Annotated in this window: 17 protein-coding genes; 5 read left to right on the forward strand and 12 right to left on the reverse strand. The window is 71.1% G+C overall.

The features are described 5' to 3' along the window. Window positions 1-182: 182 nt before the first annotated feature. The 3 genes from dapC to ACWGLC_RS15435 all read right to left on the reverse strand — a co-directional run bounded on the left by dapC (window position 183) and on the right by ACWGLC_RS15435 (window position 4,289). Window positions 183-1,295 carry a succinyldiaminopimelate transaminase gene (gene dapC, locus ACWGLC_RS15425; protein ID WP_452100702.1) on the reverse strand — a complete coding sequence of 371 codons (1,113 nt, stop codon included), beginning with the start codon at window positions 1,293-1,295 and terminating at the stop codon, window positions 183-185. A 5-nt stretch (window positions 1,296-1,300) separates the two neighbouring features. After that, window positions 1,301-1,624 carry a ferredoxin gene (gene fdxA / locus ACWGLC_RS15430; RefSeq protein WP_063972054.1) on the reverse strand — a complete coding sequence of 108 codons (324 nt, stop codon included), beginning with the start codon at window positions 1,622-1,624 and terminating at the stop codon, window positions 1,301-1,303. A gap of 85 nt (window positions 1,625-1,709) precedes the next feature. Further along, window positions 1,710-4,289, reverse strand: a complete 2,580-nt coding sequence (locus ACWGLC_RS15435) for a bifunctional FO biosynthesis protein CofGH (RefSeq protein ID WP_452100703.1) — start codon at window positions 4,287-4,289, stop codon at window positions 1,710-1,712. A gap of 98 nt (window positions 4,290-4,387) precedes the next feature. On the opposite strand from ACWGLC_RS15435, the gene ACWGLC_RS15440 reads away from it, so the two are divergent. Beyond that, a complete protein-coding gene (locus ACWGLC_RS15440) occupies window positions 4,388-5,032 on the forward strand; it encodes a PH domain-containing protein (RefSeq protein ID WP_452100704.1) in 645 nt (214 codons plus the stop codon). Next, complete coding sequence (locus ACWGLC_RS15445) at window positions 5,029-6,750, forward strand: PH domain-containing protein (protein ID WP_452100705.1); 1,722 nt, start codon at window positions 5,029-5,031, stop codon at window positions 6,748-6,750. The genes ACWGLC_RS15440 and ACWGLC_RS15445 overlap by 4 nt, the downstream gene beginning before the upstream one ends. On the opposite strand, the gene ACWGLC_RS15450 is transcribed toward ACWGLC_RS15445, so the two are convergent. From ACWGLC_RS15450 to typA, 4 genes are read right to left on the reverse strand one after another with little or no spacing between them, the layout of a single operon-like run. Then, window positions 6,721-7,128, reverse strand: a complete 408-nt coding sequence (locus ACWGLC_RS15450; protein ID WP_452100706.1) for a hypothetical protein — start codon at window positions 7,126-7,128, stop codon at window positions 6,721-6,723. The genes ACWGLC_RS15445 and ACWGLC_RS15450 overlap by 30 nt on opposite strands. Beyond that, complete coding sequence (mshB, locus tag ACWGLC_RS15455; RefSeq protein WP_452100707.1) at window positions 7,125-8,018, reverse strand: N-acetyl-1-D-myo-inositol-2-amino-2-deoxy-alpha-D-glucopyranoside deacetylase; 894 nt, start codon at window positions 8,016-8,018, stop codon at window positions 7,125-7,127. The genes ACWGLC_RS15450 and mshB overlap by 4 nt, the downstream gene beginning before the upstream one ends. Next, window positions 8,015-9,910, reverse strand: coding sequence for an ABC transporter substrate-binding protein (locus ACWGLC_RS15460; protein ID WP_452100708.1), 1,896 nt, complete (start codon window positions 9,908-9,910; stop codon window positions 8,015-8,017). The genes mshB and ACWGLC_RS15460 overlap by 4 nt, the downstream gene beginning before the upstream one ends. A 22-nt stretch (window positions 9,911-9,932) precedes the next feature. Continuing rightward, window positions 9,933-11,843: a translational GTPase TypA gene (gene typA, locus ACWGLC_RS15465; protein ID WP_452100709.1), complete on the reverse strand. Its 1,911-nt coding sequence runs from the start codon at window positions 11,841-11,843 to the stop codon at window positions 9,933-9,935. Between the two features lie 402 nt (window positions 11,844-12,245). Between typA and ACWGLC_RS15470 the strand changes: the two genes are divergently transcribed. The 3 genes from ACWGLC_RS15470 to aqpZ all read left to right on the forward strand — a co-directional run bounded on the left by ACWGLC_RS15470 (window position 12,246) and on the right by aqpZ (window position 14,681). Further along, window positions 12,246-12,926, forward strand: a complete 681-nt coding sequence (locus ACWGLC_RS15470; protein ID WP_452100759.1) for an Rv1157c family protein — start codon at window positions 12,246-12,248, stop codon at window positions 12,924-12,926. Between the two features lie 46 nt (window positions 12,927-12,972). Next, the gene (locus tag ACWGLC_RS15475) at window positions 12,973-13,743 is read left to right on the forward strand and encodes an SIR2 family NAD-dependent protein deacylase (protein WP_452100710.1); all 771 of its coding nucleotides are present in this window, start codon (window positions 12,973-12,975) and stop codon (window positions 13,741-13,743) included. Window positions 13,744-13,919: 176 nt separating this feature from the next. Beyond that, complete coding sequence (gene aqpZ, locus ACWGLC_RS15480; protein WP_452100712.1) at window positions 13,920-14,681, forward strand: aquaporin Z; 762 nt, start codon at window positions 13,920-13,922, stop codon at window positions 14,679-14,681. A gap of 61 nt (window positions 14,682-14,742) precedes the next feature. Here aqpZ and ACWGLC_RS15485 read toward each other — a convergent pair whose 3' ends face one another. The 5 genes from ACWGLC_RS15485 to ACWGLC_RS15505 all read right to left on the reverse strand — a co-directional run bounded on the left by ACWGLC_RS15485 (window position 14,743) and on the right by ACWGLC_RS15505 (window position 20,031). After that, window positions 14,743-15,309, reverse strand: a complete 567-nt coding sequence (locus ACWGLC_RS15485; RefSeq protein WP_452100713.1) for a hypothetical protein — start codon at window positions 15,307-15,309, stop codon at window positions 14,743-14,745. A 118-nt stretch (window positions 15,310-15,427) separates the two neighbouring features. Beyond that, window positions 15,428-16,720: an acetyl-CoA hydrolase/transferase family protein gene (locus ACWGLC_RS15490; protein WP_452100714.1), complete on the reverse strand. Its 1,293-nt coding sequence runs from the start codon at window positions 16,718-16,720 to the stop codon at window positions 15,428-15,430. A 41-nt stretch (window positions 16,721-16,761) separates the two neighbouring features. After that, entirely contained in the window at window positions 16,762-17,748 is a 987-nt protein-coding gene (locus ACWGLC_RS15495) for an LLM class F420-dependent oxidoreductase (RefSeq protein ID WP_452100716.1), read from the reverse strand. A gap of 90 nt (window positions 17,749-17,838) precedes the next feature. After that, window positions 17,839-19,068 (reverse strand): glucose-1-phosphate adenylyltransferase family protein, encoded by a 1,230-nt coding sequence (locus ACWGLC_RS15500; protein ID WP_452100717.1) that lies wholly within the window; start codon window positions 19,066-19,068, stop codon window positions 17,839-17,841. Window positions 19,069-19,164: 96 nt separating this feature from the next. Then, window positions 19,165-20,031 (reverse strand): iron ABC transporter ATP-binding protein, encoded by an 867-nt coding sequence (locus ACWGLC_RS15505; RefSeq protein WP_452100718.1) that lies wholly within the window; start codon window positions 20,029-20,031, stop codon window positions 19,165-19,167. Window positions 20,032-20,041 lie beyond the last annotated feature (10 nt).

Raw genomic sequence — 20,041 nt, forward strand, 5'->3', positions numbered from 1 at the left:
CGCCACCACATACCCCGATCCAGCCAGGGTGTTGCACTAGCTCCCTGAGACCACCGAGCAGAAGGTGTGCGGAACGCTCTTGTCGATGAGGGGCTGTCGATGAGGGGGCGCGCGGGTGGGCAGCGGCGGAGCGGGGGCCGGAGAGCGGCTGAGCGGCGACCGGGCAGCGCGGCCCGGCCGGGTCAGGCCAGGCGACGGACCGCCTCGGCGATGGTCGCGTCCGTGGCCGTGAGGGCGATGCGGACGTGCCGGGCGCCGCGCGGGCCGTAGAACTCGCCGGGCGCCACGAGCACTCCACGCTCGGCGAACCAGTCCGCGGTGTCGCGGCAGGGCTCGTCGCGGGTCGCCCAGAGGTACAGTCCGGCCTCCGAGTCGTCGATCCGGAAGCCCGCCGCCTCGACGGCCGGGAGCAGCCGCTCCCGGCGGACGCGGTAGCGCTCGCGCTGCTCGGCCGTATGGGCGTCGTCGACGAGTGCCGCCGCCATGGCCGACTGGATCGGTAGCGGCATCATCAGCCCGGAGTGCTTGCGCACCTCGAGCAGCTCGGCCACCAGCGCGGGGTCGCCGGCCACGAACCCCGCCCGGTACGAGGCCAGGTTGGAGGTCTTGGACAGCGAGTGCAGTGCGAGCAGCCCGGTGTGGTCGCCGTCGGAGACCCGCGGGTCGAGGATCGAGGGCGCCCGGCCCTCCCACACCAGCCCGAGGTAGCACTCGTCCGAGGCCACGATCACGCCCCGTTCGCGTGCCCAGCCCACGACCTTGCGCAGGTGCTCGACGCCGAGGACCTTGCCGGTCGGATTGGACGGCGAGTTGAGGAACAGCAGGTGCGGCGTGGACGGGCCGAGCTGGGTGAGCGAGTCGGCGCGGACGACGGTGCATCCGGCGAGCAGCGAGCCGACCTCGTACGTCGGGTACGCCACCTCCGGGATCACGACCGTGTGGCCCGCGCCCAGTCCCAGCTGGGCGGGCAGTCCGGCGATGAGCTCCTTGGTCCCGATCGCGGGCAGGACCGCGTCCGGGGTCAGGCCGGTGACCCCATGGCGCCGCGCCATGGAGTCGACGACGGCCCGGCGCAGCGCGGGGGTCCCGGCCGTCGTCGGGTACCCGGACTGTGCGGAGTCCGCGGCCAGAGCGTCCCTGATGACCGGCGCCACGTGATCGACGGGCGTGCCGACCGTGAGGTCGACAAGCCCGTCGGGGTGCGCCGAGGCGCGGGCCCGGGTCTCTGCGAGGGTGTCCCACGGGAACACCGGCAGAACCCGCCCGGGCGGCCGGCGCTCCGGGCGTGGTGCCACCCGGATCACTCCTGGTTCATAGGAGGCAAGGCCTTCACGAACGGGACGTCGTAGTCCACCTTGCCCACCTTGGCGGCACCACCCGGCGACCCCAGCTCCACGAAGAAGTCGGCGTTGGCCGCGTTGTACTCGGTCCACTCGTCCGGGACGTCATCCTCGTAGAAGATGGCCTCCACGGGGCAGACCGGCTCACAGGCGCCACAATCGACACACTCGTCGGGGTGGATGTAGAGCATCCGGCCACCCTCGTAGATGCAGTCGACAGGACACTCCTCGACGCACGACTTGTCCATCACGTCGACGCACGGCTCTGCGATCGTGTAGGTCACGTCAGCCACCTTCCTCGTAGCGGTATCACCAGTATCGTAAGCCACCTCACCGCCGACCGGCGATGCCGCCCCCACCGGCCACGGGCTATGTGACGACGGACACTCCGACGGGTCGGGAGGCGGGCCCGTACAGGGTGTCCCGCCGACGCACCGGCCGCCCGATCCCCGTCGCGATCTCCTCGATCTCCTCCGGCGACTTGGCCGACCCGTTCTCGGCGCCGGCCATCCGCGAGATGGTCTCCTCCATCAGCGTGCCGCCGAGATCGTCGGCGCCGGACCGCAACATCGTGCGGGTACCGGCCACGCCGAGCTTCACCCAGCTGGTCTGCACGTGGTCGATCGCGCCGTGCAGCATGATCCGCGCCAACGCGTGCACGGCGACGTTCTCCTCGCGCGTGGGGCCCGGCCGCGAGGCGCCCGCCAGGTACAGCGGCGCGCTCCGGTGCACGAACGGCAGCGGCACGAACTCGGTGAAGCCCCCGGTACGCTCCTGGATCCCGCGCAGCGTCCGCAGGTGTGCCACCCAGTGCGCCGGTGTGTCGACGTGCCCGTACATCATGGTCGAGCTCGACCGCAGCCCCACCTCGTGGGCGGTGGTGACGATGTCGATCCACTCGGCGGCCGGGAGCTTGCCCTTGGTGAGGACCCACCGCACCTCGTCGTCGAGGATCTCCGCGGCCGTGCCGGGAATGGTGTCGAGGCCCGCGGCCCGCAGCTCGGTCAGCCACTCACGTACCCCGGTCCCGGAGCGCGAGGCACCGTTGGAGATCTCCATGGGGCTGAACGCGTGCACGTGCATGGACGGCACCCGCGCCTTGACCGCGCGAACGAGGTCCGCGTAGCCGGAGACCGGCAGGTCCGGGTCGATACCACCCTGCATGCACACCTCGGAGGCGCCGGACACGTACGCCTCGTACGCGCGGTCGGCGACCTCGGACGCGGACAGCGAGAACGCGTCCGCGTCGCCCTTGCGCTGGGCGAACGCGCAGAAGCGGCAGCCGGTGTAGCAGATGTTGGAGAAGTTGATGTTCCGGTTGACCACATAGGTCACCGTCTCCCCCACCACGTCGGCGCGGATCCGGTCGGCCAGGCCGGCGACCGCCGCCAACCCGTCCCCGGTCGCGGTGGCCAGCGCGAGGTATTGGTCGTCGGTGAGACCGGCCGGGTCCGACTCGGCGGCCCGCAGTGCCGCGAGGACCTCCGAGTCCGCGCGCTCCGGGGCCAGCGCGGCCGCCCCGATCTCGGCGGCGCGCGCCCGGATGACGTCCCAGTTGCCGAACGCCTCGCCGATGTCCGAGCGCGTGTCCGTATTGCGGCCCTCGGAGTCGATCGCGGTGTGCAGATCGGTCCGCCCGGACGAGTCCCAGTCGTCGTCGGGCTCCTGCCAGGGCCGTCCCTGCGGGCGGACGACCTCGTCGTCGTCGCCCGGCGCGGCCAACCCACTGGCCGGGTCGGCCAGCGCGCGGACGTGGCCCGCCACCCGCGGGTCGATCCAGGCGTCTCCCCCGCCCACATAGCGCGGATGCGCGGTGAGGCGCTCGCGCAGGTCCCACCCACTCGCGGCGAGGTCCGCGGTGAGCTCGTCCAGGTGCGGCCACGGACGCTCGGGATTGACGTGGTCCGGCGTCAGGGGCGAGATCCCGCCGAGGTCGTCGACCCCCGCGCCGATCAGCGCCAGCACGTCGGCCCGGTCGACCAGGTTGGGCGGTGCCTGCACCGCCACGCGCGGGCCCAGGACCAGGCGCGCCACCGCGATCGCGGCGAGGAACTCGTCCCTGTCTGCGTCGTCTGCGGACCGCATCGCCGTGTCCGGCTTGGCGCGGAAGTTCTGGACGATCACCTCCTGCAGGTGGCCGAACTCGCGGTCCAGCGCGGCGAGGGCCAGCAGACTCTCCGCGCGCTCCGTCCGGTTCTCCCCGATCCCCACCAGGATCCCCGAGGTGAACGGCACCGCCAGCCGGCCGGCGTCGGTGAGCGTGCGCAGCCGCACCGCCGGATCCTTGTCGGGGCTGCCGTAGTGGGCCTCGCCGGGTGTGGTGAACAGGCGGGTCGCGGTGGTCTCGAGCATCATGCCCATCGACGGCGCGACCGGCTTGAGCTTGGACAGCTCCGCCCAGCTCATGACGCCGGGGTTGAGGTGCGGCAGCAGACCGGTCTCCTCGAGGACGCGGATCGCCACGGCCCGCACGTAGTCCAACGTCGACGAGTAGCCGCGCGCATCGAGCCACTCGCGCGCCTCCGGCCACCGCTCCTCGGGGCGGTCCCCCAGCGTGAACAGTGCCTCCTTGCACCCGGCCTCGGCGCCGCGGCGGCACAGGTCCACCACCTCGTCGGGCTCCAGGTACAGGCCCTCGCCCGCGGCGCGCAGCTTGCCCGGCACGGTGACGAACGTGCAGTAGTGGCACCGGTCCCGACACAGTCGGGTCAGCGGGACGAAGACCTTGCGGGAGTACGTGACCACCCCGGGGCGCCCCTCGTCGGCCAGGCGCGCGTCGCGGCGGGCCGCGGCCAGGCCGGTGAGCCGCCCGAGGTCCTCGCCCCGCGCGGCGAGGAGCACCGCGGCCTCGGTGGCGTCCAGAGTCAGTCCGTCGGAGGCGCGGCGCAGGGCGCGCCTCATGGCCGACGTCGTGGGCTCGGGATCAGCGGGGGTCGAGGCGGAAATCATATCCGCGATGATGCCCCACCCCGCCCGTTCCGCGCGCGGGCGGTGCCTGTCGGCCGGTCTCACCAGCGCGCGCGGGCCGCCCCACTAGTCTGGTGGCCATGTCCGAACCCGCCCAGGCTCTCCGCGCCAACGGTGACCCACTGGTCGCCAGCCCGCCCTCCGTGACAGGGGGCGCGCACGCACTGCGCGAGCCAGCGCGTCTGCCCGACGCCCCCGTGGAGGTGGACACCGGCGACGAGTTGCTGACCTCCAACCGGATTCTCATCTCGGCGCCCCGCCACCGGATCGAGAAACGCACCCCGTTCCTGTTCATCATCGAGGGCATCTGGTCGTGGGCGATCCTGGCCGGCCTGCAGGTCGCCTGGTATTTCTGGGGCGAGAACGTGATGGGGTTCTGGAACTGGGTGGCGCTGGCGGCCACCATCCCGTTCGCGTTCATGGCCATCGTTGTGGCGCCGTGGTGGCGCTACGTCGTGGCGCGCTGGGACGTCTCGGACACCGCGGTGTGTTCGCGTAAGGGCTGGTGGACCACGCAGTTCCGGATCGCTCCGCTGGTGCGCCTGCAGACGGTGTACACCACGCGCACCCTGTTCGAGCGGTGGTTCGGGTTGGCCACCGTCAACGCCTCGACCGCCTCCGCGCAGGGCACGGTCGAGATCCGCGGACTGGCCGTGGCGGACGCCGAGGCGCTGGCGCAGCACCTCATCGCGATCGCGAACCTGGACACGGAGGACGGGACGTGACCGCACCAGGCGGCGGGGACCCCACCGCCGTCGATGACATGCCGACGGTGGTCACCCGGGTCGAGGGCGACGACGACGAGGGCTCCCGCCCGGAACCGTCCACGTCCCCCGGAGCCGACGCCGGGTCCGACGCCGCGCCCGCGTCCGGGAGCGTGCCCGTCGCGGAGGCAGTCGACCCGGAAGCGCCGTGGGAGCGCCTGTCGTGGCGGATGCTGCTGGTCGACCCGCTGGGATCGTTGACCCGGCTGGCGCCGCTGTTCCTGATCTCCCTGTGGCTGGGGTCGAACCGCAGCAACTACTGGTTCGAGTTCATCATCATCTCGCTCGTCGTCCTGGCGGGCGTGCTGCGCTGGCTGTCGACGAGCTACCAGGTCGGCCGGACCCACATCATCCTCAGGAAGGGCTTCTTCAGCCGCCAGGTGGTGACGGTGGCCCGCAACCGGATCCGCAGTGTGGACACCGAATCGGACCTGTTCCACCGGGTCATGCGGGTATCGATCGTGGAGGTCGGCACAGGGCGGTCCGACGCCGGGAAGTCCGGTGCCGAACGATTCCGGCTCAACGCGATCGACACCGCGCACGTCGAGCCGCTGCGCGACGAGCTCCTCAAGCATCGTCGTGCGCTCGACCCGTCGCTCGGCATCGAGGACGAGGAGCAGTGGGGCTCCAAGTATGGCGAGGACATCGCCCGCTGGCGGGTCACCTGGTCCCGGTTCGCCCCGTTCTCGTTCATCGGGTTCGGTGTCCTGATGTCGCTGTGGTTGATCACGTGGCAGATGGGCGACATGCACCAGCGCATCATGGACCTGGCCGTGGTCGAGGGGACCATCGCCTGGCTCGATTCGCTCGGTGAGCCGTTCGCCATGGTGGGCAAGGGCATCGCGATCTGGTTGGTCGCCAGCGTCCTGGCGATCATCACCTACGCGATCCGGTACGGCAAATACGCCCTCACCGAGCGCGGGTCCGTGCTCTATGTGCAGAACGGCATCCTACGTCGCAAGCACCAGGCGCTCGACAAGGCGCGGTTGCGCGGCGTCGAGGTCCGGGCGCCGATCTACCTGCGGATGATCGGCGGCGGCCGACTCGAGCCGATCATGACCGGCACCAAGTCGGGTGGCAAGGCGTCGACGCTGCTGCCCCAGGCGCCGATGAAGGACGTCCGGCGCGTGGCCACGCGCATCCTCGGCGACGAGACTCCGGTGACCGTGCGGCTGCGCCGGCACCCGTGGAAGGCGGCCCGCCGACGCATCACCCGCGGGCTCATGCCGTTCTGGGTGGTCGCGGCCCTGCTCATCCTCATCCGCATCGATTCGGGGCCGTCCGCGGATGTGTGGGTGCGATGGGGCATCCCCGCGGCCTTCGTCCTGTTCATCCTGCTGTCGATCGACCGGATCCGCATGCTAGGGCACGCCCTGTTGTCAGACACACTGGTGTCCTCGCACGGGTCGTGGGGCGCCAAGCGCACGGTCCTCGAATCCGACGGCATCATCGCCTGGACCGTCAGCCAGTCGGTGTTCCAGCGCACGGCGAGGGTCGCGACGGTCACCGCGGCCACCCCGGCGGGGGCCGGGGGCTACTCCGTCATGGACATGGATGCCGACGAGGTCTGGGCGCTCGCCGAGGCGCTGACCCCCGGGATCACGGACGTGTGGCAGTACGAGGGCGCCCCCGAGGACGCCGGCCGAACCTCACCCTCGATGGGTGTCCGCCGACACTGAGCGGCCGTAGGCGGCCACCCACAGCGGGATGAGCCCACCGAACACCAGCAGGGCGAGGCCTCGCAGACCGAGAGGCACCGGCATGTCGCCGCCGGGACCCATGTCGAGCGCGATCAGCGTGAGGATGAACACCAGGGCCGGAAAGGCCGCGACAGGCTTGCGGTCCGACCACATCGAGGCGACCCGGACCAGCACCAGCGACCAGGCACCGGCGACCAGGACCGTGATGGGGAACGGGACGGGGCCCACGTACAGGGTCAGCCACGCCGCGGCGAGAACGCACCCGGTCACCGCTCCCGCCGCGAGCAGGGCCAGCGCCCCCGCCAGCTCGACGCCTGACGCCGCCCGCCCGCCGGTGCCGACCACGGGCGCGGTCACGCGTCCCGCCCCAGCCCGCTGAGCAGGTGGGCGACGCCCGGCGCACACCGGTCGTAGTTCTCCCCGCGCTCGTCGAGATCGTGGCCGATGTACCACTCGGCCTGTGCCACGGGCTGCAGTACGCCGTTGGTCAGTGCCAGGAACCAGGGGTCGCCGTCCACGGTCGGCACCAACTCGAGCTGGGTGGCGTGCCCGGTGAGCGCCTCGAGCTTGGCCGCATATGCGCTCTCGTCCAGCGGCACCCGGTGGGTGAGCCGGGAGTCGGCGACGGACGGCAGTTCGTCGGCGTGGGCGTGCCGTAGGTGTGCCGGGGGGTCCGGATGTTCCCGCGAGACGTCGGACCGCGCGGTGACGGTCCAGGCGAGCCGGGTCGGCCGGTGCGTCGCTTCGGCGACCGCCGCGTGGACGACCTCGTGCGCACGGATGTGGTCGGGATGCCCGTAGCCACCGCGCGGGTCGTAGGTCACGACGAGGTGCGGTCGGAACTCATCGATCACGGCGACCAGGGCGGCCACCGCCTCCGCCCCGGATCCGACGAACGCGCGCGGATGCTCGGCCGCGGGGGTCCCGGCCATTCCGGAATCACGCCACCGGCCGGCCTCTCCCAGGAACCGGGGCCGGCCCACGCCCAGCGCCCGCAGCGCGGTCGCCAGTTCGCTGATGCGGTACCCGCCCAGTTGGTCGGCGCGGTCGGAGACGAGGCCCGCGAACCTCTCCCCCAGGACCTCGCCCTCCTCGCCGAGGGTGCACGTCATCACGCAGACCTCGGCGCCGGCGGCCACGAGGGCCGCGATGGTGCCGCCGGTGGTGATCGCCTCGTCGTCGGGATGCGCATGGACGAACAGTGCGCGGATCCCCGCTGCCGGCGGGGTCGTGGCCGTCGGAGTCATCCGGTCCTCCTCCAGGTGGGTGCGGTATCGAAGACGTCGGTGACCGTCAGGGGCACCCGCGCCCCGGCGGCGTCGTCCGGGGATGATCCGGCGGACGACCGACCGGACAGCTCGACCCCATCATCAGCCAGAAGCATCGTCGGCCGCACGAGCGGAACGCGGACGGCCTGCTCCGCGACCAGATCCCCGGCCTCCACGAGGTCGACCCCGTCGCCCGGGCCGACCCCGAGCGCACCGTCGATACGGGGATCACACAGGCCGGCGGTGTCCGAGGCGCGCGCCGGGGCATCGATTCCGAGCGTGCGCGCCGGCGTCGTGGGTGTGGTCGTCGTCCCCGCCTCCTCCGTCCCGGTGGCCTCGCTGTCCGGGGCCCGGCCCGGGCGCGCAGGGGTCATCGTGGTCGAGGTGGGCGGCACCAGGCTCGACACCGTGGTACGGGGCCGCGAGGGCGAAGCCTCCGTCTGGGTCGCGGACCCGGACCCGGCCGCGGCCGGCTGGCGCCCTGCCGCGCAGGCGAAGCGCGATACGGCGGCCACCTCGGCATCACCCTCCACGGGTTGCCAGCCCACCACCGCATCGACGAGGCCGTGCGGCAGGACGTCCGCGTAGAGCTCGCTGGGCTCGAGCTCCCACACGTGTGCCCCTACCCCGGTTCCGCGGAGCTGGTCGGCAAGCGTGTACGCGGCGGTACGTGCCCGGTCATCCGCGGCCTCGACACCGAGCGTCACGGTCAGCGGCGTGCCGGCGAGCTGCCACCGGCCCCCGTCCCGGACGTATCCGGCGGCGGTGAGTTCCGACTCGGTGACCGTGTCGTCCGAGGTCGCGGTGGTCGCGGCGTCGGCCGGGAACGGGAACGACGTGATCTGTGGGGATGCCTCACCCGTGACGATCCGGCCCACCACCTCGGGGTCGATCGCCGCGGCCAGGGCCCGGCGGACCCCGGGGTTCGAGACCGCCGGCGCGATGGTGTTGAACGCGAGCTCGAGCTGCGCCGAGGCCGTGACCGTCGTGTCGGTGACGCCCGGAATCGTCGCGGACACGTCGGCGACGACCGGTGCGTCGGCCACCATGGCCATGACCCCGGGGCCGTCCCGCAGGGCCGCCCCCAGCTGACCGGGGCCGCTCTCGCGCCGGACGACGATCTGGCCGGTCTCCGGCGCCCGCGCCCAGAAGCGGTCGTTACGGACGAACTCGATCTCCCCGCGGCCGAGGTCGGCGGCGCGGATCATGTACGGGCCCGCGCTCATGACCGGAAGTCCCGCCATCGCCCCCTGGAACCCGTCGGGGGCGTCTTTGAGGATGTGCCCGGGCAGGAGGTCGGCGAACAGGGTCCGCCAGTGCTCGGGCGGCGAATCGAAGAGCACGTCCACGACCTTGCCGCCGGCGCCGGCGCGGACCGCCACGATCCGCTCGTATCCTGCCGGGTCGACGACCCCGGGCTGGGTGACCATCTGGCGCCACAGGTACTCGAAGTCCTCGGCGGCCACAGGCACTCCGTCGGACCACTGGGCCTTGGGGTCGATCGTGTAGCGGATCGTGGCCGGCGCCTCGGGCAGTGGCGCCGCCGAGACCAGCAGGTCGCGGTTGAGAACCGGCTCGCCGTCCGGCCCGGGGACGAACGCGCTGGGCAGCAGGAGGGCCGCGACGAGGTCGGTGTCGACGCCCTGGTCGGCGAGGAGGTGCGGGTTAAAGCCGCTCTCGACACGGTCCAGGGCGAGGAGGAGTCCGCCGGCGGTGAGACTGACGTCCGTACCGGAGCCGGAGCCCTCCTCGCCGCCGACGACCGTGGGTGGCGGCGGGTCGGCCACGCACCCCGTGACGACGACGAGGGCCGCCGCCGCGGCCAGTCCCGCGGTGGCCCGGCGGCGCCCTGACGCCCCCCTCGTGGTCACGTGTGCCCCCTCGGTGCGCCGACTACTTGTCGCGCGCCTTGGAGCGGCTGCGGGCCTTGGCACGCTCGGTGGCGGTGAGCAGGACCTTGCGTACGCGGATCGCCTCGGGGGCCACCTCGACGCACTCGTCGCCCGCGCAGAACTCCATGGCCTCCTCGAGGCTGAGGTTGCGGTGCTTGGAGAGGGTCTCCGTGGCGTCGGAGCTCGCCGCACGCATATTGGTGAGCTTCTTCTCCTTGGTGATGTTGACGTCCATGTCCTCGGACCGCGGGTTCTCGCCCACGACGACGCCCTCGTAGACCTCGGCGCCCGGCTCGATGAAGAAGTCGCCGCGGTCGGCCAGACCCAGCAATGCGAAGGTGGTGGCCTTGCCCGAGCGGTCCGCGACCAGCGAGCCGGTGTGGCGGGCGCGGATCTCGCCGGCCCACGGCTCGTACCCGGCGGAGACCGAGTTGGCGATGCCCGAGCCCCGGGTCTCGGTCATGAAGATGGTGCGGAACCCGATGAGGCCTCGGGCGGGGACGGTGAACTCCATACGGACCCAGCCGCTGCCGTGGTTGCTCATCTGCTCCATGCGGCCCTTGCGGGCGGCCATGAGCTGGGTGACCGCACCGAGGTGCTCCTCGGGCACGTCGATCGTCATGTGCTCGAACGGCTCGTGCAGCTTGCCGTCGATCGTCCTGGTGACGACCTGTGGCTTGCCGACGGTGAGCTCGAAGCCCTCACGACGCATGGTCTCGACGAGGACGGACAGTGCCATCTCGCCACGCCCCTGGACCTCCCAGTCGTCGGGACGCTCGGTGTCGAGCACCTTGAGCGAGACGTTGCCGACCAGTTCCTGATCCAGGCGGGCCTTGACCATCCGGGCGGTCAGCTTGTTGCCGCCGTTCCGGCCGGCCATGGGCGAGGTGTTGACGCCGATCGTCATGGAGATCGCGGGCTCGTCGACCGTGATGGCGGGCAGCGCGACCGGGTTGTCCGGGTCGGCGAGCGTGTCGCCGATCATGATCTCGCTGATGCCGGCCACGGCCACGATGTCGCCGGCCACGGCCTCGTCCGTCGGGACCCGCTCCACGCCGTCGGTCTTGAGCAGCTCGGAGATCTTGACCGTCTTGGTCTCCTGCTCACCGTCCGGCGTGTTGTGGATCCATGCCACCTGCTGCCCCTTGCGGAGACGGCCGTTGTGGATACGGACGAGGCCGATGCGGCCGAGGAAGTTGGAGGCGTCCAGGTTGGTGACGTGGGCCTGGAGCGGGGCCTCGACGTCGCCCTTCGGGGCCGGGATGACGTCGTAGAGGAGCTCGAAGAGACCGTCCAGGTTCTCGCCGTCCGGCTCCTGGCCGTTCGCCGGCTGGGTGGTCGACGCCTTGCCGGCACGACCGGAGGCGAACACCACGGGCAGCTCGAGCGCGTGCTCGGCCGCGGCCTGGGCGGCCGGGTCCTCGAGATCAGCGGCCAGGTCCAGCAGCAGGTCCTGTGCCTCCTCGACGACCTCGTCGATACGCGCGTCCGGGCGGTCGGTCTTGTTGACCACGATGATCACGGGCAGCGACGCGCCGAGCGCCTTCCGGAGCACGAACCGGGTCTGCGGCAGCGGCCCCTCGGACGAGTCGATGAGCAGCACCACGCCGTCGACCATCGACAGTCCACGCTCGACCTCGCCACCGAAGTCGGCGTGACCGGGGGTGTCGATGATGTTGAGGACGAGATCCCCGCCACCGGCGCCCGCACCCGGCCGACGCACGGCGGTGTTCTTGGCGAGAATGGTGATGCCCTTCTCGCGCTCGAGGTCGCCGGAGTCCATGACGCGGTCCACCAGCTCCGCCCGCTCGTCGAACGCCCCCGACTGACGCAGCAGTGCGTCGACGAGAGTCGTCTTGCCGTGGTCGACGTGCGCCACGATGGCGACGTTACGGAACTCGGTCAGGGCCATACGCTGGGTTCTCCCTCAGGGGCGTTCGGCGCCGGGTCGGCTGTACACCGCCGGGCGCATGACGGGAATCGGCGGATTCGCTCCGCAAGATCCACAGGCGCGTCCGGACAGGCCGCGCGTGCGGACCCACATTACCCGCTGCATGCCCCCGTGTTATATCCGCCGAGGCCCGGCCACGTCGCGCCGGTCGTCTCCGTGCGCACGTCAGCGGCACCCGGAGGACCCGCCGCATGGTCTGACTGTTATTTACAACACACGCCCCATCTGCAACACTGGCCCCAGACCGAGCACGTCACCACCTCCCCGGTGTCCACATCAGGGGGCATTGTGAGAACATCGAGCGGTCGACTGGTCGTCTCCGCCGACCGGTCCGCCCGCCTCATCCGAAGAATGGACTCGCCAGTGATCCGCCACTCGCTCAGGACCTCGTTCCGGACCCTCGGCATCGGCGCCGTCGCCGCCATGGCCATGGGCCTGGCCGCACCCGCCGCCGCCAGCGCACAGTCGCTCGACGAACTGGGGCGCCCGACCGAGCCCGTCCTGCAGGCCATGGAGGGCCTGGCCGAGCAGCAGTGGATCCCCGAGGACACCCGCGGCACGATCCTGCGTCTCGTCGGGTTCTTCCGCGGCACCGGCGAGCCCGGCACCCCGCTCCCGGAGAACGGCCCGGTCATCGCGCAGTTCGCCTATCCGACCATCATGCAGAACTGCATCGGTGGCGAGCAGACCGCCGTGGGGGCCGCGACCGCCATCCCCGGCCCGGCCGACCTCCCGCTCCCGGGTGTCCCGCAGAGCCAGCTGGGCTTCGTGTTCACCGCGCTGGGCACCGAGGGTGTGGCCGAGCACCAGGTGCAGCCCATGACCGTGGACTGGGTCAACATCCACAACGGCCGTCACGGTTCGACCGTCCTGACCTACAACGGCATCAACGAGGGCGGCCCCGCCACGCTCAACGGCGTCGCGGACACCGGCCCCGGCCACGTGCTGATGGTCCTTCAGGGTGGTGTCACCACCAAGCTCGAGGGCGGTGGAGACGTGAACTGCGTGCCGTTCCCGACCGTGGGATCCGCGTTCGTCGGCTGAGACCGGATCGTCGCCGCCCCGGTCGAGGGCCGGTCCCGTTGCGCTGATGAGCACTGACACCCCGGACACACAGGAGTCCCGTGCCGCGCTGAGCAAGGCCCGCCGCGCCCTCTCGGGCGGCGGGCCTCTCGTCGTTCTCAGCGGCGCCGGTATGAGCGCCGAGAGCGGAGTACCCACTTTCCGCGACGCCCAGACCGGGTTGTGGGAGCGCTATGACCCCACCGAACTGGCGACGCCCGAGGCCTGGCTACACGACCGGGACAGGGTGTGGGCCTGGTACCGCTGGCGCGAACATCTCGTGTCCACGGCCCCACCCAATGCCGGCCATATCGCCGTCGCCCGGGCCGAGAGGCACCGCCAGGTCGTGGTGGTCACCCAGAACGTCGACGATCTACACGAGCGCGCCGGCTCGACGGTGGTCCACCACATCCACGGCAGCCTGTTCGCGCACCGCTGCGACACCTGCGGGGAACCGATGGACCCCGGCCCGCCGTCGGCGGCGCCGGTGGATCACCTCGAACCGCCCCGCTGCCCCCGTGGCGACGGGCGGGCCAGGCCCGGTGTGGTGTGGTTCGGTGAGATGCTGCCGTCCGCCGCGTGGGAGGCTTCGGTGTCCGCCGTCACCGGGGCCTCGGCTGTCGTCGTCGTCGGCACGTCGGGCCTCGTCCATCCCGCCGCGTCACTGCCCGCGCTCGCCGCGGAGACAGGCATACCCGTCATCGAGGTCAATCCCGGCCCCTCCGGCCTGGGCCGCGAGGTGGACGTCCACCTCCGCGCGCCCGCGGGGCGGGTGCTCCCCGATCTGCTGTCCGACTGACAGCGGCCCGTGCTGCACTCCCCCATCGCGGCGCTCTTCCGAACGTGGCGGACCCGCGGATCGTCGTTCCGACCTCCGCAGCCCGGCCGGCCGTCTAGCGTTCTGTTATCAGCGACGTCGCGGTGACAGCGCTGCCCGGCAGTGGCCCGGGACTTCCAGGAGGAGGAATCCGACGCATGTCCGACCCAACACCACCGTCCACTCCCGCGATCGTGGCCGCCGAACTCATCGGCACGTTCTGGCTCGTCCTCGGAGGGTGCGGCACCGCGGTCTTCGCCGCCATCCAGGTCGCCGACGGCGAGGCCGGTGCGCTCGTCCCCGTGGGGGTCGGCTACCTCGGCGTCGCACTGGCCTTCGGCCTCACCGTCCTGACCGGCGCCTACGCCGTCGCCCACATCTCGGGTGCCCACTTCAATCCCGCCGTCAGCGTCGGCGCCGCGATGTCCGGACGTCTGCCCTGGTCGCGACTTCCGCTCTACATCGTGAGCCAGGTGGTGGGCGGACTGCTCGGAGGCACGCTGATCTTCGTGGTCGCCAGCGGCAAGGCCGGTTTCGAGGCCACCGGCGGGATGGCGGCCAACGGCTACGGCGCCCATTCCCCCGACGGGTACAGCCTGCTCTCCGCGCTGATCATCGAGATCGTTCTCACAGCCCTGTTCGTATGGGTGATCCTCGGCGCAACAGACCGTCGTGCTCCCGTCGGGTTCGCGCCGGCCGCCATCGGCCTGACCCTCACCCTCATCCACCTCATCTCTATCCCGATCACCAACACCTCCGTCAACCCGGCCCGTTCCACTGCCGTGGCGTTCTTCAACGGGGACGGGGCCCCCGGACAGCTCTGGCTGTTCTGGCTGGCACCCATCGTGGGCGCGCTCATCGCAGGCGCGCTGTACGAGCCACTGTTCGGCGGCCGGTCGCGCCGGGCCGTACCGGCCTGACACAGGCCTGGAGCGGGTCGGCCGCCTCCTCCGACGAGACGACCGACCAGCCTGCGGCCTCCTAGCGTCGAGGTGCGTCCGGATCGATATGGCCGGGCGCATCATCGAGCGGACCCGGGGCCCGGCGGCCGTCCGGGCCGGCGCCCGGTCCACTGATCCCCGCGCCCGCGCCCGATTCCAGCGGATCGTCGGCGCCGTCGGTCCGTACGCGGTGGCGCCCCTGGTCGTGGCCCGGGCCGGCGCCCCGATCGCGGAGTCGGTCACCGAGCCGGGCTTCGTCGTCAGCCCGGTGGCGGGGATCGAGCTTCTCCGCGGTGCGCTCCATCCTCCGCACGTCGCTCTTCTGCTCGTCGAGGGCCCCACGGCGGTGGTCGGCCTCGGCGCGGAGCATGTCCGCCTCCGCGGACTTGGCCCTGGCCTCCTGCTCGGCGGCGCCTGCCCGGTGCTCCTGCTCGCGAGCGGCGGCCTCCTGATGATCCAGCCTCTTCTCGCGTTGACGGGCGTCGCGACGAAGTTCCGACGCCTCCGTCAGCTTCTTCCGATTGTTGTTCCGGGCGGCCAGAGCGATGAGCGCGATGACGATGATCAACGCGATCACCGCGATAACTATCCAGATCACGGGATCCATGGCGGTCTCCTTTTCCGGGTCACTGTTCGTGCAGGGTCTTCAGTGCCTCCGGAACCTAATCCCGACCGCCGCGGGGCGCTACCGGACTACCGACGGCCGGTGCCCGTCAACGCCCGGCTCAGATGAGAGCCCGGCGGGTCAGACCTGCGTCCCGCGCCTCCCGGCTCAGCCGATCGCGGTGGTCGGGATGCGCGACGGCGATGAGGGCGGCGGCCCGGTCCGCCACCGATCTGCCCCGCAGCGAGGCGATGCCGTACTCGGTGACCACGTTCTCGATAATGTTCTTGTGCGTGGTCACCGGGCTGCCCGGCGTGAGCGACAGGGTGATGCGGCTGACCCCCTTGGAGGTCTGGGACGGCGTGACGATGAACCCGCGACCGCCGGGAGAGAACCGGCAACCGCGGGCGAAGTCGGCCTGACCCCCGGCGCCCGACCAGTAGTGTCCCGCGATCGTCTCCGACGCCGCCTGCCCGTACAGATCGACCTCGCTGGTGGCGTTCACGGAGTACAGATTGCGCTCCTGCCCGATGACCCGGGGGTCGTTGACGACGTCCACCGGCAGCATCGCGACGGACGGGTTGTCGTGCAGCCAGCTCATGAGCCGCCCGGATCCGACGGCGAACGTCGTCACATGCTTGAACGGGTGCCCGGTCTTGCGGGACCCGTCGATCACCCCGGCCTCGACGAGGTCCATCACCCCGTCGGACAGCGCCTCGGTGTGGATGCCGAGGTTCTTGTGTCCGGTCAGCTTCGACAGGAACGCGTTGGGCAGCTTGCCCACCCCGAGCTGGAGACACGCGCCGTCGGGGACCTGCTCGGCGATGAGGGCGGCGATCGTGTCGTCGACCTCGCCCGGGGTCGGCGGCTCGACGGTGATCATCGGTGCGTCGTTACGCGTCACCCCCACGACCTGCGAGAGGTGAATGTGATTGCGGCCGAACGTGCGGGGCATGTTGGCGTTGACCTCGACGAAGAACGGCACCTGACCGATGAACGACGCGACGTAGTCGGCGTTGGTTCCCATCGAGAAGTAGCCGTGCTCGTCGATCTCCGACACCGTGGTGATCGCCAGCCCCGGCGGCGAGAACTCCCGCATCGTCGCGGGAACCTGGGCGAAGTCGACCGGCACGAGGTCGCAGTGACCGTCATGGAAGTTCTTCCGCGACCCGGGCCCCAGGAAGTAGTCGACGTGCCGGAGCCGCCCCGGGTACGCACCCTCCATGAAGGGCAGGGACTCCCACGGGTCCATGTGATGGATCGTCACGTCCTCCAGCCGGTCGGCCCCGTCGTCCAGGGCGCGCAACAGGGCGGGCGGTGCGCCGTTCTGGATCGGCGAGATGATGTGCATCCCCGCCGCGACGTGATCGAGGATCGCCTCGGGGGGCAGTTCTTCGTACTCGGCATTCCTCATCGGGAGTCTGCTCTCGGTCAGGCGGATCGACGGGCGGTGACTCAGCTCAGGGCCGGGATGACCTCCCGTTCGAACAGCTCGAGTCCCGAGGTATCGGTGGCGATCTCCGGGAAGTAGAAGATCCCGTACTCCATCCCTTGCGCCCTGAGCCCGGCCAGATTCTCGATGATCTGCTCGGGGGTACCCACTGCCGGCAATCCCTGATAGGCGCCCAGTTGCCGGTCGGCCTCCTCGACACCGACGTGGCGGGCCATCCGATCGTGGATGAACGCGAGCCGGTCGGCGACCTCCCGCTCGGTCTCGCCGATCGCCACGTTGTAGTTCGCGGTGCGGGTGATCTCCGCCGGATCTCGACCGATGTCGGCGCAGTGGCCCCGCAGCACCTCGGACTTGTGGGCGAACCCGTCCGGGGTGCCGTCGAAATTCGTGTAGTCCGCGTGACGGGCCGCGATCCGCAGGGTCTTCCGCTCCCCGCCACCGGCGATCCACAGGGGGATGCCGCCCTCCTGCAGGGGTCGGGGCTGCACGATGGCACCGTCCACCCGGTAGTGGTCGCCGTGCAGGGAGGCGACACCGTCCGACCACGCGTCGAGCATGATCCGGACACCCTCGTCGAGCATGGCCAGCCGCTCGCCGCCGGACGGGAACCCGAAGCCGTAGGCCCGCCATTCGTGCTCGTACCACCCGGCGCCGACCCCCATCTCGACGCGGCCGCCCGAGATCACGTCGACGGTCGCCGCGATCTTCGCCAGCATCGCCGGGTTCCGGTACCCGATACAGGTGCACATCTGCCCCAGGCGGACGCGGGAGGTCACCGCCCCGAGCGCCGACATCAGGCTCCACGCCTCGTGCGTCGCCTCGGTCCGGGTCAGCGGGGAGGTGTGCATGTGGTCATAGACCCACACGGACTCCCACGGGCCCGAGTCGGCCCGCGCGGCGAGCTCCGAGATAGCGGGCCAGTGCCCGGCGGGCGGGACGTCCACCAGGTCGAGCCGCCAGCCCTGGGGAAGAAACAGTCCGAATCGCATGGCCGCGAGCCTAGCGCCGCGCGGTCCTTTCCGCCCCGAAGTCACCTCACGTTCAGCTGCCCGGGTGCCCGGGGCGGTCGCCCCCACGGTTCAGGTGCGTGGGTCCTCGTCGTCGGGTGGGTCCATCTCGCCCGCACGCACGGTGAACCCACTCGGACGCGGACCGTCCTGGGCGTGCCACAGCAGCGCGACCTGCACTGTCGCCTCGTCCGCATCGGCCTGGTGCTCACCGATCCGGGCGTCGACCGGGACCTCGACCCCGGAATCGACCACCGCGGTCTCCACCCGGGCACCGGCCCGCACCACGGCCCCGGGCAGGATGACGCTGTCGCGGACCACCGCGCCGTGCTCGACGACCGCCCCGGGTCCGATCACGGAGTGCTCCACCGTGCCGCGGATCACCGCTCCGCGCCCCAGGAGCGATCGGGTGACCTCCGCCTGTGGCCCCGTCCTGGCCGGCCCGCTGAACGACGACGCCGTCCGCAGCGGCCATCCCGGAACGTCGAGCTCATGGACAGGCGGCTCCCCCAACAGGTCCATGTGGCCGGCCCAGTACGACGCGACCGTGCCCACATCGCGCCAGTAACCGTCGTGCCGCCACTGACGCGCATGCCCGGCGGCGACCATCGCCGGCAGCACGTTCTCCCCGAGATCCCCGGGATCGCCGTCCCCGGCGGTGAGAGCCTCCTCATGGGCGGCCTCGAGCCGGGAGATCAGGGCCGCGGTGTTGAAGACGAAGATCTCGGCGCAGACCAGGTCGGAGGACGGGTCCTCGGGTTTGTGACTGTAAGCGGTGACGGCGCCGTCGTCGTCGACCTCCACCACCCCGTACCGACCGGCATCGCGCGGATCCACGCGCGTGGTCACCATCGTGACCTCCGCGAACGACGCCAGGTGATCGCGCACGATCGCGTCGTAGTCCAGGCGGTACACCGCGTCCGCACTGACCACGACGGTCACCTCGGGCGCCGCCCTGCGCAGCGGTTCGACCTGCTTCCACAGCGCGTCGGTCGTACCGGAGTGGAACCCGTCGCGGCCGGTGCCCTGCGACGGATGCAGGACCAGCAGTCCCCCGTCGAGACGGTCCAGATCCCACGGGCGGCCGCTGCGCAGGTGGGCGCCGAGCGACACGGGATGGAACTGCTGGATCACCCAGACGTCCCGGAATCCGGAGTTCGCCGCATTGCTCAGTGCGAAATCCACCAGGTGGTAGCCGGCGCCGAACGGGACGGCGGGCTTGGCGCGGTCCCTGGTGAGCGCACGCAGCCGCGAGCCGGCACCGCCGGCCAGAACGAGCGTGACGACAGAGGACGGGGCCATGGGCTCGGCTCCTCCCGTGGATGGACAGCCCGTGAGATGCGGGTCGGTTGCGTCAGCCTATCGACACACGACCGTCGCGCGCACCCGCTCGCCCGGTCAGGCGCTGACCACGGCCACATCGGGGGCGGCCGCCTCGTCCTCCCCGTCAAAATACAGCGCGACATAGCGGCCCGCGACCTGCGTGACCTGCATATCCATGTCGTACACCTCACCCAGGACGTCGGTTCGCATGATGTCGGCGGGCGCGCCGTCGGCGATGATCCGCCCCTCCTTCATCGCGATGATCCGGTCCGAGTAGGCGGCCGCGATGTTGATGTCGTGGATGACCAGCACGATGGTCTTGCCGCGCTCGGCCGCGGTCCGACGAAGCAGTCGCATGATCGACGTTGCGTGGCGGAGATCCAGATTGTTGAGCGGCTCGTCCAACAACACGTAGTCGGTGTCCTGGGCCAGGACCATCGCGATGTGCGCCCGCTGACGCTGACCGCCCGACAGCTCATCGAGATAGCGGTCGGCGAACTCCTCCAGCTCCATCGCCGACAGCGCGTACTCCACGTGCTCGATGTCGTCAGGGGCGGGGCGCCCGCCGTTGTGCGGAAAGCGGCCGAACCCGACGAGCTCACGCACCGTGAGTCGGATGGCCATCGAGTTCTCTTGGCGCAACACCGCGAGGCGGCGCGCAAGCTCGCGCCCGGCGTTCTTCGAGACGTCCACGCCGTCGACCAGGACGTGGCCTTTGTCCGCGGTCTGCAGGCGACTCATCACGCCGAGCAGGGTCGACTTGCCGGCCCCGTTCGGTCCGATGAGCGAGGTGACCCCACCCTGGGCGAAACACGCCGTCACGTCGTGGAGGACCTGCGTGTCGCCGTACGACGAACAGACCGACTGCGTCTCGATGCCGCAGCCCTGTACCCACTGGCCACCGGAACGGTCGTCGCGGCGTCGGAACGGGAGAAGGGACATGATGTGCCTC

This window comes from Dietzia sp. NPDC055877, assembly GCF_053615975.1.

Coding starts and splice junctions, on each gene's coding strand:
- ACWGLC_RS15435 (WP_452100703.1), bottom strand. CDS start 4,289: ATGATTTCCGCCTCGACCCCCGCTGATCCCGAGCCCACGACGTCGGCC.
- ACWGLC_RS15440 (WP_452100704.1), top strand. CDS start 4,388: ATGTCCGAACCCGCCCAGGCTCTCCGCGCCAACGGTGACCCACTGGTC.
- mshB (WP_452100707.1), bottom strand. CDS start 8,018: ATGACTCCGACGGCCACGACCCCGCCGGCAGCGGGGATCCGCGCACTG.
- typA (WP_452100709.1), bottom strand. CDS start 11,843: ATGGCCCTGACCGAGTTCCGTAACGTCGCCATCGTGGCGCACGTCGAC.
- ACWGLC_RS15475 (WP_452100710.1), top strand. CDS start 12,973: ATGAGCACTGACACCCCGGACACACAGGAGTCCCGTGCCGCGCTGAGC.
- aqpZ (WP_452100712.1), top strand. CDS start 13,920: ATGTCCGACCCAACACCACCGTCCACTCCCGCGATCGTGGCCGCCGAA.
- ACWGLC_RS15485 (WP_452100713.1), bottom strand. CDS start 15,309: ATGGATCCCGTGATCTGGATAGTTATCGCGGTGATCGCGTTGATCATC.
- ACWGLC_RS15490 (WP_452100714.1), bottom strand. CDS start 16,720: ATGAGGAATGCCGAGTACGAAGAACTGCCCCCCGAGGCGATCCTCGAT.
- ACWGLC_RS15495 (WP_452100716.1), bottom strand. CDS start 17,748: ATGCGATTCGGACTGTTTCTTCCCCAGGGCTGGCGGCTCGACCTGGTG.
- ACWGLC_RS15500 (WP_452100717.1), bottom strand. CDS start 19,068: ATGGCCCCGTCCTCTGTCGTCACGCTCGTTCTGGCCGGCGGTGCCGGC.
- ACWGLC_RS15505 (WP_452100718.1), bottom strand. CDS start 20,031: ATGTCCCTTCTCCCGTTCCGACGCCGCGACGACCGTTCCGGTGGCCAG.